This window comes from Rhizobium sp. S152 (assembly GCF_030380735.1).
Lineage (GTDB): Bacteria > Pseudomonadota > Alphaproteobacteria > Rhizobiales > Rhizobiaceae > Rhizobium.
The window spans coordinates 384001-398035 of the sequence record NZ_JAUDRZ010000026.1 but is presented as its reverse complement, the minus strand read 5'-3'; the positions used below and the strand labels follow the sequence as shown (position 1 = coordinate 398035).

The 14035-nt window shown below is 64.1% G+C and carries 13 protein-coding genes; 12 read left to right on the top strand and 1 reads right to left on the bottom strand.

The genetic code is table 11. The annotated features are described in order from the left end of the window. Nucleotides 1-110: 110 nt before the first annotated feature. Genes cobN through QTL95_RS21125 form a run of 3 tightly spaced genes read left to right on the top strand, consistent with a single transcriptional unit; the run spans nucleotide 111 to nucleotide 5186 of the window. Entirely contained in the window at nucleotides 111-4127 is a 4017-nt protein-coding gene (gene cobN, locus QTL95_RS21135; RefSeq protein ID WP_289721873.1) for a cobaltochelatase subunit CobN, read from the top strand. Between the two features lies 1 nt (nucleotide 4128). Further along, nucleotides 4129-4761, top strand: coding sequence for a cob(I)yrinic acid a,c-diamide adenosyltransferase (gene cobO / locus QTL95_RS21130; RefSeq protein ID WP_289721872.1), 633 nt, complete (start codon nucleotides 4129-4131; stop codon nucleotides 4759-4761). Beyond that, entirely contained in the window at nucleotides 4761-5186 is a 426-nt protein-coding gene (locus tag QTL95_RS21125; protein ID WP_289721871.1) for an EamA family transporter, read from the top strand. The genes cobO and QTL95_RS21125 overlap by 1 nt, the downstream gene beginning before the upstream one ends. Nucleotides 5187-5189: 3 nt before the next feature. On the opposite strand, the gene QTL95_RS21120 is transcribed toward QTL95_RS21125, so the two are convergent. Beyond that, nucleotides 5190-5975 carry a TSUP family transporter gene (locus QTL95_RS21120; protein WP_289721870.1) on the bottom strand — a complete coding sequence of 262 codons (786 nt, stop codon included), beginning with the start codon at nucleotides 5973-5975 and terminating at the stop codon, nucleotides 5190-5192. 105 nt (nucleotides 5976-6080) lie between these two features. On the opposite strand from QTL95_RS21120, the gene QTL95_RS21115 reads away from it, so the two are divergent. The 9 genes from QTL95_RS21115 to QTL95_RS21075 all read left to right on the top strand — a co-directional run bounded on the left by QTL95_RS21115 (nucleotide 6081) and on the right by QTL95_RS21075 (nucleotide 14028). Continuing rightward, a complete protein-coding gene (locus QTL95_RS21115) occupies nucleotides 6081-6500 on the top strand; it encodes a cobalamin biosynthesis protein (RefSeq protein WP_289721869.1) in 420 nt (139 codons plus the stop codon). Between the two features lie 78 nt (nucleotides 6501-6578). Further along, nucleotides 6579-7529, top strand: coding sequence for a nucleoside hydrolase (locus tag QTL95_RS21110; protein WP_289721868.1), 951 nt, complete (start codon nucleotides 6579-6581; stop codon nucleotides 7527-7529). 162 nt (nucleotides 7530-7691) lie between these two features. Beyond that, entirely contained in the window at nucleotides 7692-8534 is an 843-nt protein-coding gene (cobA, locus tag QTL95_RS21105) for a uroporphyrinogen-III C-methyltransferase (RefSeq protein WP_289721867.1), read from the top strand. Beyond that, nucleotides 8531-9838, top strand: a complete 1308-nt coding sequence (locus tag QTL95_RS21100; protein WP_289721866.1) for a cobyrinate a,c-diamide synthase — start codon at nucleotides 8531-8533, stop codon at nucleotides 9836-9838. Before cobA ends, QTL95_RS21100 begins: the two co-directional genes overlap by 4 nt. After that, nucleotides 9835-10836, top strand: coding sequence for a threonine-phosphate decarboxylase CobD (gene cobD / locus QTL95_RS21095; RefSeq protein WP_289721865.1), 1002 nt, complete (start codon nucleotides 9835-9837; stop codon nucleotides 10834-10836). The genes QTL95_RS21100 and cobD overlap by 4 nt, the downstream gene beginning before the upstream one ends. Beyond that, nucleotides 10833-11813 carry an adenosylcobinamide-phosphate synthase CbiB gene (gene cbiB, locus QTL95_RS21090; protein WP_289721864.1) on the top strand — a complete coding sequence of 327 codons (981 nt, stop codon included), beginning with the start codon at nucleotides 10833-10835 and terminating at the stop codon, nucleotides 11811-11813. Before cobD ends, cbiB begins: the two co-directional genes overlap by 4 nt. Nucleotides 11814-11957: 144 nt before the next feature. Beyond that, nucleotides 11958-12236 (top strand): acyl carrier protein, encoded by a 279-nt coding sequence (locus tag QTL95_RS21085; protein WP_037061102.1) that lies wholly within the window; start codon nucleotides 11958-11960, stop codon nucleotides 12234-12236. A gap of 116 nt (nucleotides 12237-12352) precedes the next feature. After that, on the top strand, nucleotides 12353-12835 hold the full coding sequence (locus QTL95_RS21080) for a 3-hydroxyacyl-ACP dehydratase FabZ family protein (RefSeq protein WP_289721863.1): 483 nt from the start codon (nucleotides 12353-12355) through the stop codon (nucleotides 12833-12835). Further along, entirely contained in the window at nucleotides 12832-14028 is a 1197-nt protein-coding gene (locus QTL95_RS21075) for a beta-ketoacyl-ACP synthase (protein ID WP_289721862.1), read from the top strand. The genes QTL95_RS21080 and QTL95_RS21075 overlap by 4 nt, the downstream gene beginning before the upstream one ends. Nucleotides 14029-14035 lie beyond the last annotated feature (7 nt).

Here is a 14035-nt window from a genome sequence, read left to right as displayed (position 1 = left end):
AGCGCCAGTCTTCCCTTCTCCCCGACGGGGAGAAGGTGGCCCGAAGGGTCGGATGAGGGGGCCACGCACTCTACGCCTGCAAATAACATTTCCCGTAAAGACATACTGCCATGCACCTCCTTCTAGCCCAGCAGGGAACGATCAGCGACGGCGAGGAGGCGATCGATCTCGGTCAGTCTCCCGGCGACATCCTGTTTCTCTCGGCCGCCGACACGGAATTGGCGGCGGTGGCGGCGACGCATGGCCGGCGTGCCGGCGCACGGTCGCTGCGCATCGCGAGTCTGATGAGCCTCAAGCATCCGATGTCCGTCGATGCCTATGTCGAGCGCACGGCGCGGCACGCGAAGCTGATCGTCGTCAGGGCGCTGGGCGGCGCCAGCTATTTTCATTACGCGCTGGAGGCGCTGCATGCGGCGGCGGCGCGTCATGGCGCGCTGATCGCTGTGCTGCCTGGAGATTCCAAGCCAGACGCGGGGTTGACGCCGTTTTCGAATGTGCCGCTTGAGGATCTGAATGCACTCTGGGCCTATCTGATCGAGGGGGGCGATGCGAATACGCGTGCGTTTCTCGACTATGCCGAGGCGATGCTGTCGGGGGACGAGAAGCCGGAGGCGGCGGCGCCGCTGATGAAGGCCGGGATCTGGTGGCCGGACCGGGGTGTTGTCGGGGTCGAGGAGTGGCGGCGGCTTTCGGGCGAGATGTTGCCGGGCGGGACGTCAGCGACGGGAAACCCGCCCACAGTCGCCATCTCCTTCTACCGCGCCCTCGTGCAAAGCGGCGAAACCCGTCCCGTCGAGGCGCTGATCGAGGCGCTGATAGCTGAGGGCATCCGGCCGCTCCCGATCTTCGCCTACAGCCTCAAGGACCCCGTCTCCAAGGGTATCCTCGAAAGCGTCTTCGCCGCCACCAAGCCTGATGTCGTCATCAACACGACCGGCTTCGCCGTCTCGGCGCCGGGCGCGGAGCGGCAGCCGACTGTGCTCGAGGTCAGCGATGCCGTGGTGCTGCAGGCGATCTTTTCCGCATCTTCGAAGGAGGCGTGGGAAAACTCCTCGCAAGGTCTGTCGGCGCGCGATCTCGGCATGAACGTGGCGTTGCCCGAGGTCGATGGCCGGGTTCTTGCCCGTGCGGTCTCGTTCAAGTCTGCGGCGCGGTATGATGCGCTGGTCGAAGCCAATATCGTTGCCAGCGAGCCGGATGCGGGGCGCATGCGCTACACAGTGCGGCTGGCGGCCAACTGGGCGCGGTTGCGGCGCGCAAAGCCGGCCGAGCGGCGGGTGGCGCTCGTCATGGCTAACTATCCGAACCGTGACGGCAGGCTCGGAAACGGCGTCGGTCTCGATACGCCCGCGGGCACGATCGAGGTGCTCACGGCGATGCGCAAGGCCGGCTATGCGGTGGCCGACATCTCCGCGGATGGCGATGCGCTGATGCGGCATATTACGGAAGGACCCACCAATTCCGGTCATGATGGGAAGATCATCCGCGAGACGCTTTCCGTGAGTCGTTATAGGGATTTCCTCGCAACTCTTCCGAAAAAGATTCAAGACGAGATCGGCGCGCGCTGGGGCGAGCCGGAGGCCGATCCCTATGTCGCGGATGGCGCGTTTGCGCTGCCGTTCACGCGCTTCGGCGGTGTGCTCGTCGGTATCCAGCCGGCGCGCGGCTACAATATCGATCCGAAGGAAAGCTATCACTCGCCGGACCTCGTTCCGCCGCACGGCTATCTCGCCTTCTACGCCTTCCTGCGCCACGAATTCGAAGCGCACGCCGTGATCCACATGGGCAAGCACGGCAATCTCGAATGGCTACCGGGCAAGGCGCTGGCGCTATCGGAAAGCTGCTATCCCGAGGCGATCCTCGGGCCGCTGCCGCATCTCTACCCCTTCATCGTCAACGATCCCGGCGAGGGGACGCAGGCCAAGCGCCGCACCGCCGCCGTGATCATCGACCACCTGACGCCGCCGCTGACGCGGGCCGAAAGCTACGGGCCATTGAAGGATCTCGAAGCGCTGGTCGACGAATATTACGAGGCCTCGGGTGGCGATCCGCGCCGGATCCGGCTTTTGAGCAAGCAGATTCTCGATCTCGTCGCCGATATCGGGCTCGATCAGGACGCGGGGATTGCCAAGGGGGAAAGCGAGAGCGAAGCGCTGAAAAAGCTCGATGCTTATCTGTGTGATCTCAAGGAGATGCAGATCCGGGATGGGCTGCATGTGTTCGGGGTATCGCCGCAGGGGCGGCTGCTGACGGATCTGACGGTGGCGCTGGCGCGGGTGCCGCGCGGGCTGGGCGAGGGCGGTGATCGGAGTTTGCAGCGGGCGATTGCCGAGGATGCAGGGTTGGGCGTTGCTGTAGGCGTTATGCCGGGCAGCTTACCCCCCTCTGTCCTGCCGGACATCTCCCCCTCAAGGGGGGAGATCGACTCGTGGCAGACATCTTCGCAAGCCGTAGAGGTTGGAGCGAGCGGGCGCGCCCAGCCAATCTCCCCCGCTGAGGGGGAGATGCCCGGCAGGGCAGAGGGGGGGATCACGGGCGCAAGCGTAGCCTTCGATCCCCTCGACTGCGACATGGCCGCCCTTTGGGCCGGCCCGCGCCCGGATATCCTCGCAACCGTCTCTGCCGACCCATGGCGCACGCAGGGCGATACCGTCGAGCGCATCGAACTGCTGGCCGCGAAATTTGTCTCCGGCGAGACGCCGTGCCCAACCTTCTGGTCCCAAACCAGAGCTGTCCTCAACGAGATCGAAACACGACTGAAACCTTCCATCCTCGCCTGCGGGCCAGCCGAGATCGAGGGGCTGCTGCGCGGCCTCGATGGCCGTTTTGTGCCACCGGGCCCATCGGGCGCACCGACCCGAGGGCGGCCGGACGTGTTGCCGACGGGGCGGAACTTCTACTCCGTGGACAGCCGCGCGGTGCCGACGCCGGCGGCCTATGAACTGGGCAAGAAATCGGCGGAGCTTCTGGTGCGCCGCTATGTGCAGGATCACGGCGAGTGGCCGGTGTCCTTTGGATTGACGGCCTGGGGCACGTCGAACATGCGCACCGGTGGCGACGATATCGCGCAAGCGTTGGCGCTGATCGGAGTCAAGCCGGTGTGGGATATGACGTCCCGGCGGGTGACCGGCTACGAGATCGTTCCACAGGCCATGCTGAGAAGGCCGCGTGTGGATGTGACGTTGCGTATTTCAGGCTTCTTCCGCGATGCTTTTCCGGAGCAGATCGCCTTGTTCGACAAGGCGATCCGGGCTGTCGGCGCGCTGGACGAGGATGCCGCTGACAACCCGATCGCCGAGCGCATGCGCGGCGAAGCCGCTCGGCTCACGGCCGCCGGGCTGGATCAGGCGGCGGCGGCCAAACGCGCGGGGTACCGCATCTTCGGGTCGAAGCCGGGTGCCTATGGCGCCGGACTGCAGGCGCTGATCGACGAGAAGGGCTGGGAGCGGCGCGCCGATCTGGCGGAGGCCTATCTGGTCTGGGGCAGCTATGCCTATGGCGCCGGGGAAGAGGGCCGGGCCGAGCGTGGTGTCTTCGAGGAAAGGCTGCGCTCGATCCAGGCGGTGGTGCAGAACCAGGACAATCGCGAGCACGACCTGCTCGACAGCGACGACTACTACCAGTTCGAAGGCGGCATGGCGGCGGCGGCGGAAACGCTCGGCGGCACAAGGCCGTCGATCTATCACAACGATCACTCCATGCCGGAGAAGCCGGTGATCCGGTCGCTGGAGGAGGAGATCGCCCGCGTGGTGCGCGGCCGCGTCGTCAATCCGAAGTGGATCGAGGGCGTGATGCGCCACGGTTACAAGGGCGCTTTCGAGATATCGGCCACCGTCGATTATCTCTTCGCCTTCGCGGCGACCACGGGCGCCGTCGGCAACCATCATTTCGAGGCGGTCTACCAGGCCTTCGTCGTCGATCAGCGCGCGCGCGATTTCATGGTCGAGAAGAACCCGGCGGCCTACGAGGAAATGAAAGAGCGGCTGCTGGAGGCGATCGAGCGGCGGCTGTGGACGCCGCGCAGCAATTCGGCGCAGTTCGATCTCTCTGCCACAGACAACACACATCACAGATCAGGCGGTCGCGATGCCGCCGACCGATTGAAGATTGCATCCGGGGAAGTTTGACATGACTGAGGAAACTACCGAGACATCAGGCCAAGACGATGCCCGCCATAGCGAGAAGATGGCCAAGAAGAAGGCCGCGCGCGACAAGATCATGGCGACGAAGACGGGCGAGAAGGGCCTGATCATCGTCCATACCGGCAAGGGCAAGGGCAAGTCGTCCTCGGCCTTCGGAATGATCTTCCGGCATATCGCGCATGGCAAGCCGTCCGCCGTCGTGCAGTTCATCAAGGGCGCGATGTGGACGGGCGAGCGCGATCTGATCGAGAAGCATTTCTCCGATGTCTGCCAGTTCCACACGATGGGCGAGGGCTTCACCTGGGAAACGCAGGACCGCGCCCGTGATGTCGCGGCGGCAGGGGCGGCCTGGGAGAAGGCAAAGGAACTGATCCGTGACGAGCGCAATTCGATGGTGCTGCTCGACGAGATCAACATTGCGCTGCGCTATGATTACATCGATATCAACGAGGTCGTGGCGTTTCTGAAGACGGAAAAGCCCTATATGACTCACGTCGTTCTCACCGGGCGCAATGCCAAGGACGAGCTGATCGAGATCGCCGATCTGGTGACCGAGATGGAACTGATCAAGCATCCGTTCCGCTCGGGCATCAAGGGGCAGGCGGGCGTGGAGTTTTGATGACGCAGAGCTGGATTTTCTGGGCTGTCCTATCGGCGGCCTTCGCGGCGCTGACGGCGATCTTTGCCAAGATCGGCGTGGCTGGCATCAATTCCGATTTCGCGACGCTGATCCGCACGGTGGTGATCCTCGTCATCATCAGCGCGATCGTGCTGGCGAGCGGGCAGTGGCAGCCATTTTCCAGCATCTCGTCGAGGACCTGGATCTTCCTCTGTCTCTCGGGGGCCGCGACAGGGGCGTCCTGGCTTGCCTATTTTCGCGCATTGAAGATCGGCGATGCCGCCCGCGTCGCCCCGATCGATAAGCTTTCGATTGTCCTCGTCGCCATCTTCGGCGTCGTGTTTCTCGGCGAGAAGCTCAACATGATGAACTGGCTCGGCGTCAGCCTGATCGCCGGGGGAGCGCTGCTTCTGGCGCTGTTCTGAGGTTCATAGTCCGAGCCAGACGCGCAGCGGATTGGCGGGATCGGACAACAGCTTGATCGCAAACGCGATGCAGACGATGACGAGGATTGGCTTGATCAGCTTCGCGCCGATGCGCATGGCGAGCCGCGAGCCGACCTGCGCGCCGAGAAACTGGCAGGCGCCCATCATCAGGCCGATCTTCCAGAGCGTCGCGCCGAACGAGGCGAAGACGATGAGGGCGCCGAGGTTCGAGCCGAAGTTCAAGAGTTTGGTATGCGCGGTCGCCTTCAGCATGCCGAAACCCGCCAGCGAAACGAAGCCGAGCATGAAGAAGGAGCCGGTGCCGGGGCCGAAAACGCCATCGTAGAAGCCAATGGCGGGTACCAGCGTCAGGCCGAAGACGAAGGGCGTGATGCGGCGGTGCTTGTCGACGTCGCCGAGATTCGGTTTCAGCGCAAAATAGAGCGCGATCGCGATCAGCAGCACCGGCATCACGGCCCTCAGCACGTCGCCCGGCACGATCGTTGCAAGTGCTGCACCAAGCGCGCCGCCCATGAGCGCCATCATCGCCATCGGCAGCTGCTCGCGCAGGTTCACGTGGCCCTTGCGGGCATAGGCGATGGTGGCCGATGCCGCGCCGCAGACCGATTGCACCTTGTTGGTGCCCAGCGTCTGAAGCGGCGGAATGCCGGCGATCAGCATCGCCGGAACGGTGATCAGTCCACCGCCGCCGGCGATGGCATCGACGAAACCGGCGAAGAAGGCTGCAAGGGCAAGGAGAAAAAGCAGGTGGGGGGCAAGATCGGACAAGGGAAACCTGTGGGAATGCTAATGCACTGTGTCGGCGCGCTTGTTGCATTTACCGGCTGGGGCTGCAATGGCTTGCGGGACACAGACAACCGGCATTTTCTGGATATGACGTCACTGCATTTGGATAGGAACCGGCGCTATGTGCTCGGCCTTGGCTGCGAGCGCGGCACGCCGCCTGCCGAGGTTCTCGAACTGGCGGAGACGGCCTTGCGGACGGCCGGTGCGCAGGCGTCTCGGCTGGCCGGCGTCGCGTCGATCGATTCCCGCCGTGACGAGCCGGCGATATTGGCGGTGGCCGCGCATTTCGGTGTTCCCGCCGTCTTCTTCGATGCCGGGACGCTCGAGCGGGAGACGCCGAGGATCAAGAATCCGTCCGATATCGTCTTCGCGCGCGTCGGCTGTCACGGCGTGGCGGAGCCGGCGTCGCTGGCGGCGATCGGGCTGGAGGCGGATCTCGTCGTGCCGAAGATCAAATCCGCGCATGCGACGGCCGCTGTCGCATGCATCCGGTTGCGGAAAGAATAGGGGGCGCTATGGTGGCCGCGATTTCGTGGGCGCCATTCTATGACCCGCGGCAATAACAAGAAAATGAGAAGGAACATCATGCACAAGGTCATTTACGATACGGATCCCGGCGTCGACGACGCGATGGCGCTGCTCTTCCTGCACCGCCATCCCGAGATCGATCTGATCGGCATCACCACCGTCTTCGGCAATGCCTCGATCGAGACGACCACGCGCAATGCGCTGTTCCTGAAGCGCGAATGGGATATTGCCGCACCTGTCGCCAAGGGTGCCGATGTGACCATCGATCCGTCCCGCAAGGAAGGCGCATGGCCGACCTTCGTGCATGGCGACGACGGCCTCGGCAATATCGACGTGCCCGCGACGGTCGACCTACCGGTCGATCCGCGCCCGGCCTACAAGTTCATCATCGACACTGTTCGCGCCAATCCGGGCGAGGTGACGCTGGTTGCCGTCGGCCGCATGACGAACCTCGCGCTCGCCCTGAAGGAAGATCCCGAAATCGCCGGCCTAGTGAAGCAGGTCGTGATCATGGGCGGCAACTTCTATGTGCCCGGCAATGTCACTCCCGTCGCGGAAGCGAACATCCATGGCGATCCCGAGGCCGCCGATATCATCCTGACGGCGCCGTGGAAGGTGGTCGTCATCGGTCTCGACGTCACCGCCATCACCACCATGAGCCGCGGCTATCTCGGCGAGATGGCGGCCAGGGGCGACGATGCGGTCAAGCTTCTCGACAGGCTCTCGCAGTTCTATATCGACTTCTACAAGCACGCGGTCGAAGACGGCATGATGGTGCATGACAGCTGCGCCTGCGTCTATGTCGTTGCGCCCGAGCTGTTCACCACCATCACCGGCAGCGTTCGCGTCGTCTGCGGCGGCATCGCCGACGGCCAGACGATCGTCAAGCCGGACGGGCGACGCTTCCCGCCTGGCGATTGGGACAACCTGCCGAGCCAGGTCGTCTGCACCGGCATCGAGTCGGAAAAGGTGGTCGATCTGATCCGCGATACTCTGCTTCTGGCCTGATGACAGAGGCCCGGCCCATGCGGCCGGGCTCTCCAATTTGTCGAGTCGCTTCAGCGTCCTGTAGCGGTTTTCTCGATCATCGATTCCGGCATTTCCGAGAGTTTGCCGCATGCGGCACCGACAGCGTTGACCTTGCTCGCCACGGGGCCTAGATCATCATCCATGATCGGACCTTTCTTCTCATATCTGCCGGCTCTGGAGCCCGGCAGCGTCTGGCTCGTTGGGGCGGGCCCGGGCGAACCCGGCCTGCTGACGCTGCTTGCTGCCAAGGGGCTGGCCGAGGCGGATGTGATCGTTCATGACGCGCTCGTCAACGAGGAATGCCTGAAGCTGGCGCGGCCGGATGCGGTTCTCGAATATGCCGGCAAGCGGGGCGGTAAGCCCTCGGCCAAGCAGCGCGATATCTCGCTGCGACTGGTGGAACTGGCGCGTGCGGGCAAGCGCGTGCTGCGCCTCAAGGGCGGCGATCCCTTCGTCTTCGGGCGGGGCGGCGAAGAGGCGCTGACGCTGGTCGAGCACAACGTGCCGTTCCGTATCGTGCCCGGCATCACCGCCGGTATCGGCGGCCTTGCCTATGCCGGCATTCCCGTTACGCATCGGGAGATCAACCATGCCGTGACCTTTCTCACGGGCCACGATTCCTCCGGTATCGTTCCCGATGCCATCAACTGGCAGGCTATCGGACAGGGCTCGCCCGTGATCGTCATGTATATGGCGATGAAGCATATCGCCCAGATCAGCGCCAATCTCATGGCTGCGGGGCGTTCGGCTGCAGAGCCGGTCGCTTTCGTCTGCAACGCCTCGACGAAGGAGCAGCAGGTTCTTGAGACGACGCTGGGCGAGGCGACGGCGGCCGCGGAAGCATCTGGGCTGGAGCCTCCCGCCATCGTCGTGGTCGGCGAGGTGGTGCGGCTGCGATCCTCGCTCGACTGGCTGGGCGCGCTTGCCGGACGCCGGCTGCGGCCCGATCCATTTCGGCACGCGGACAGTAAGGAGACGGCATGAGCGGCTTGCTGATCGCAGCCCCGTCCTCCGGGTCGGGCAAGACCACCGTGACGCTGGGGCTTCTGCGCGCGCTGAAGAAGCGTGGCGTGGCGATCGCGCCGGGCAAGGCCGGCCCCGATTACATCGACCCCGCCTTTCACGCGGCGGCGAGCGGCGTCGCCTGTCTCAACTTCGACCCGTGGGCGATGCGGCCGGAGCTGATTGCCGCCAACGCGACGCTGCATCGCTCCGGCGACCGGATACTCATCATCGAGGCGATGATGGGCCTTTTCGACGGCGCGACCGACGGGCGCGGCACGGCCGCCGATCTCGCGGCGATGCTCGGGCTCTCTGTCGTGCTCGTGGTCGACGCCTCGCACATGTCGCAGTCCGTCGCGGCGCTGGTCACGGGCTTTGCCGGCTTTCGCGCCGATGTCCGGATCGCCGGCGTCATCCTGAACAAGGTCGGCGGCGAGCGTCATGAGATGATGCTTCGCCAGGCGCTCGACGCGATCCGCATGCCGATTATCGCCGTCGTGCGTCGGGACAACGAAGTGGCGCTGCCGGAGCGGCATCTGGGCCTGGTGCAGGCGGGAGAGCATCGCACGCTCGAGGAGTTCATCGAGCACGCGGCGGAGGCTGTTTCCGATTCCTGCAATTTCGAATTCCTGCTGCGGATCGCTCGCCAGGGGCTGAACCGGCCGTCGACGGCCAACATCGCCCGCCTGCCGCCGCTCGGCAGCAAGATCGCCGTGGCGCGCGATATCGCCTTTGCCTTTTCCTACGAGCATATGCTGCTTGGCTGGCGCCGGCGCGGTGCGGATATCTCCTTCTTCTCGCCGCTCGCCGACGAAGCGCCGGAAGTGACTTCGGACGCCATCTATCTGCCGGGCGGATATCCGGAACTGCATGCGGGCCGTATCGCGCAGGCCAGCAATTTCCGTGAGGGGATGAAGGCGGCGGCACAGCGCGATGCGCGCATCTACGGCGAGTGCGGCGGCTATATGGTGCTGGGCGAGGGGCTGGTGGATGCCGGCGGCGAGCGACATGAAATGCTCGGCCTCCTGCCCGTCGTGACCACTTACGAGGATCGCAAGCGGCATCTCGGCTACCGGCGGGTGAAGCCGGTCAACAGCTCCTTCTTCGAGCAGCCGATGACGGCGCATGAGTTCCATTATTCGGCGGTGATTTCGGAAGGCGACGCCGACCGGCTGTTCCAGGTGACAGACGCTCTCGATAACGACCTCGGTCAGGCCGGTCTGCAGCGTGGGCAGGTGGCCGGGTCCTACATGCATCTGATCGATCTCGCCGGAGACGCGGCATGAATGCGCCGATCGTGCATGGCGGCGGCATCACTGCCGCCGCGGCGCTCCATGGCGGGCGGCCGGAGGATTGGCTCGATCTGTCGACGGGCATCAACCCCAACCCAGTTTCCTTGCCTGACATCCCGATGCGTGCCTGGCATCGGCTGCCGGACCGGCATCTGATCGACGAGGCCCGGATGGCGGCGCGCGATTTTTATCGCAGCGGCCATATCATGCCGCTCCCCGTTCCCGGCACGCAGTCGGTCATCCAGTTGTTGCCGCGCCTGATTGAACAGGGTGCGCGGGTGGCGATCGTCGGGCCGACCTATGGCGAATACGAGCGGGCGTTCCGGTCCGCCGGTTGCAGCGTCGATCTGGTCGATGGCATCGAGCAGGTAACGCCGCGACACCGCCTCGTTGTCGTCGTCAATCCGAACAATCCGACCGGGCGGGTCTATGCGCCCGATGTCCTTGCGGCCTTGGCCGAGCGGCTGGCGGCGCGAGGCGGGATGCTTGTCGTCGATGAGGCGTTCGGTGATACGGCGCGTGAGATGAGTCTTGCACCCTATGCCAGGGAATTGCCGGATCTCGTCATCTTCCGCTCATTCGGCAAGTTTTTTGGGCTGGCCGGTCTGCGTCTTGGCTTCGTCATTGCGAGCACGAGCGTTCTCGAGCGCTTCGAAGAGTTGCTGGGGCCATGGGCTGTGTCCGGGCCGGCGCTGACGATCGCGTCACGGCTGCTCCGCTCTGAAATCGGCGGAATAAGTAGCAACCTCACCAAGCGTGCCGCCGCGTTGCGGGCGATTCTTTCCGCCGCAGGGATTACGATCGCCGGGGGCACGGACCTCTTTACGCTGGTGGAGCATGACGATGCAGCGGCGCTGCATGCGCATCTCTGCCGAAACCGCATTCTGGTGCGCAAGTTCGACTACGCGCCGCACTGGCTGCGCTTCGGGATCGCGGCGGATGCTGCCGGCGATGAACGGCTTGCGGTAGCGCTTCGGGATTATAGCCGATGATATTCGATCTAAACCTTCTCGTGCTGGTGCTCGCCTTGCTGCTCGACCGGATCGTCGGCGATCCGGTGGCACTCTGGGCACGCTGGCCGCACCCGGTCGTACTTTTCGGCAAGGCGATTTCCGCCATGGATGCACGTTTCAACGGTCGTGAGTTGCCCCCCGGGCAGCGGCGGCGCAATGGTGTGCTGGCGATTTCGGCACTTCTCGTCGTCAGCGTCGTCGTGGGGCTCGTGCTGCACTGGTTCTTCGCGCTGTTCGGTCTTGCCGGCATCCTGCTCGAAGTGATCTGCGTGTCGGTGTTCCTGGCGCAGAAGAGCCTGGCCGAACATGTCGAGGCGGTTGCCGAAGGGTTGAAGCTCGGCGGAATTGCGGGCGGCCGGCTGGCTGTGTCGCGAATCGTCGGCCGCGATCCGGAAACCTTGGACGAACCGGCCGTCTGCCGGGCGGCGATTGAAAGCCTGGCCGAGAATTTCTCCGATGGCGTCGTTGCGCCGGTGCTGTGGTACGCGGTGTTCGGCCTGCCCGGGTTGTTCGCCTACAAGATGCTCAACACCGCCGATTCCATGATCGGCCACAAGTCGGAGCGATATATCGATTTCGGCTGGGCCTCGGCGCGCCTCGATGATCTCGCCAACTGGCCGGCGGCACGGCTTTCGATCCTGCTGATCGCAGCCGGCGCGCTCGTCCGGCGCGGCGCTGCGGCCTGCCGGGAGGCGTTTCGCATCGCCGCGCGCGATGGCGGCCTGCATCGCTCACCCAATTCCGGTCGTCCCGAAGCGGCGATAGCCGGCGCGCTCGACGTCCAGCTTGCCGGTCCTCGCGTCTATGGCGGCGAAGTGGTGATGGAGCCGATGATCAACAAGGACGGGCGCGATACGGCGACGGTGGGCGATATTCGCGACGGCGTATCGGTCTTTTACGCCAGCTGCTCGTTTCTGGCCGGTATCGCGCTGGTGTTTTTCCTGCTGCTTCTCTAGCTCCCACGACGATAGTGCGCCCAGCCAATCGCTGTTTCGGCAACACTGCCCACGCAAATTGCGGAAGCCGGCTGACGAAACCATTGGCTTTTGAGCCGGATTTGCCTATGAGGGGGAGAATTTGTTATTTCCATGAGGTATAGCGTGACCGCTACATTCGATAAAGTTGCCGACATCATTGCAGAAACCAGCGAGATCGATCGTGACACGATCACGCCGGAGAGCCATACGATCGACGACCTCGGTATCGACAGCCTCGACTTCCTCGATATCGTCTTTGCGATCGACAAGGAGTTCGGCATCAAGATTCCGCTCGAAAAGTGGACGCAGGAAGTCAACGAGGGCAAGGTCTCCACGGAAGAGTATTTCGTGCTGAAGAACCTCTGTGCCAAGATCGACGAGCTGCGTGCCGCCAAGGCCTGAGCGATATCGCCATCTTTTTTCTCCGCCCTGCCGCCGTTTAACATGGCGGCCGGGCGGTTTTGTTCCTAAGTAGGCCTAACCGGAGGGCGCGGTGCCTCATCCGGCCGGAGGATCCGATGCTGCTGGAATACTTCCAGATGATTGACCGCATCGAGGCGGTCGACCTTCAAAAGGGCACGCTCAAGGCGCGTTCCGTCGTGCCGGCGAAGAGCCCGGTGTTCGAAGGTCACTTTCCCGGAATGCCCCTCGTTCCGGGCGTGCTCCTGATCGAAACCATGGCGCAGGCCTCCGGCATGCTGGTGCTGGCGGCGACCGATTTTTCGGCGATGCCTTTCCTGATGTCCGTGGACGGCGCCAAGATGCGCACCTTCGTGGAGCCTGAGGCGGTCCTCGACATAGAGGCGTTTCTCGAGCACGACGGGTCCGGCTTCGCCGTGACCAAGGCCAAGATCACGAGCGGCGGAAAGAAGGTCTGCGATGCGCAACTGAAGCTGCGCACCATGCCTTTCAGCGAAGTTCCGCTCGGAGATATCGTCAAGAAGCGTGCAGGTGAGGTGGGTCTCATGGATGCCATCGCTGCACAGGGAGTGAACGGATGAGCAAGGCTCAAAACGATGTCGTCATTTCCGGCATCGGTATCGTGACGTGCCAGGGTGTCGGCAAGGAAGCGCATATCGCGTTGCTCACCGCCGACGGTGCCCCGAAGACCATCGTCGAAACCGAAAAATTCAAGCCATATCCGTTGCATCCGCTGCCCGAGGTGGACTGGTCGCAGCAGATCGCCAAGCGCGGTGACCAGCGCCAGATGGAAAACTGGCAGCGCATCGGCGTGTTTGCCGCCGGCCTGGCGCTCGATGACGCCGGCTTCAAGGATGACGCCGAGGCTTGCGGCACGATGGACATGATCGTGGCGGCCGGCGGCGGCGAGCGCGACATCAACGTCGATACGCTGATCGTGGACGAAGGCCTGAAACGCAACGACCGCGAAGTGCTGCTCAACGAGAAGCTGACGACCGAACTGCGACCGACGCTGTTCCTGGCGCAGCTCTCCAATCTGCTTGCGGGCAATATTTCGATCGTCCACAAGGTCACCGGCTCGTCGCGTACCTTCATGGGCGAGGAAGCGGCCGGCATCTCGGCTGTCGAGACGGCCTTCTACCGCATCAAGTCGGGTGAATCCTCGCATGCACTGGTCGGCGGCGCCTTTTCGGCGGAACGCCTCGACATGGTGCTGCTGTTCGAAGCCATCAACGTCCACAGCCGCGGCGAATGGAAGCCGCTCTGGTCGCGTGACGAGGGCGGGGTCATCAGCGGGTCGCTCGGTGCCTTCCTCGTGCTGGAATCGCGTGCCCATGCCGAGGCGCGGGGCGCGCATATCTATTCGACGATAACCGCGATCGAGGGCGATCGTGGCAATCGCGGCGCCGGCAACCTCGAGAAGCGTCTCGAGCGGCTGCTGGAACCGGCAAGCGCACTCCCGCCCGAGAGCACGGCGATCTTCTCCGGCTCGACCGGCATTCCCGATCTGGCAGCCCGCGAACTGGCCGTTCTGGAGCGCAAGCTTCCAGGTGCTGCCGTTCGCGGCTTCGGCGGCGTCACCGGCCACGGGCTTGAGGCGCAGTTCACGGTCGGTCTGGCGCTTGCCGCACTTGCCGTAGACAACGCCGCCAAGGTTCCTTCCTTCGATGCATCGAAGGAGAAGCCGATGACTTCAGGTACCAAGGCTGCCGTCGTGACGACGGTCGGCCATCAGCGCGGCGAAGGCGTCGCGGTACTTTCCGCGGAAGCGTGAGGAGCGA

What these genes read in the sequence shown, in the direction of transcription:
- cobA (WP_289721867.1), top strand. Translation starts at nt 7,692, where the DNA reads ATGATCGGACCTTTCTTCTCATATCTGCCGGCTCTGGAGCCCGGCAGC.
- QTL95_RS21115 (WP_289721869.1), top strand. Translation starts at nt 6,081, where the DNA reads ATGACGTCACTGCATTTGGATAGGAACCGGCGCTATGTGCTCGGCCTT.
- QTL95_RS21125 (WP_289721871.1), top strand. Translation starts at nt 4,761, where the DNA reads ATGACGCAGAGCTGGATTTTCTGGGCTGTCCTATCGGCGGCCTTCGCG.
- QTL95_RS21110 (WP_289721868.1), top strand. Translation starts at nt 6,579, where the DNA reads ATGCACAAGGTCATTTACGATACGGATCCCGGCGTCGACGACGCGATG.
- QTL95_RS21075 (WP_289721862.1), top strand. Translation starts at nt 12,832, where the DNA reads ATGAGCAAGGCTCAAAACGATGTCGTCATTTCCGGCATCGGTATCGTG.
- QTL95_RS21080 (WP_289721863.1), top strand. Translation starts at nt 12,353, where the DNA reads ATGCTGCTGGAATACTTCCAGATGATTGACCGCATCGAGGCGGTCGAC.
- cobO (WP_289721872.1), top strand. Translation starts at nt 4,129, where the DNA reads ATGACTGAGGAAACTACCGAGACATCAGGCCAAGACGATGCCCGCCAT.
- QTL95_RS21100 (WP_289721866.1), top strand. Translation starts at nt 8,531, where the DNA reads ATGAGCGGCTTGCTGATCGCAGCCCCGTCCTCCGGGTCGGGCAAGACC.
- cbiB (WP_289721864.1), top strand. Translation starts at nt 10,833, where the DNA reads ATGATATTCGATCTAAACCTTCTCGTGCTGGTGCTCGCCTTGCTGCTC.
- cobD (WP_289721865.1), top strand. Translation starts at nt 9,835, where the DNA reads ATGAATGCGCCGATCGTGCATGGCGGCGGCATCACTGCCGCCGCGGCG.
- cobN (WP_289721873.1), top strand. Translation starts at nt 111, where the DNA reads ATGCACCTCCTTCTAGCCCAGCAGGGAACGATCAGCGACGGCGAGGAG.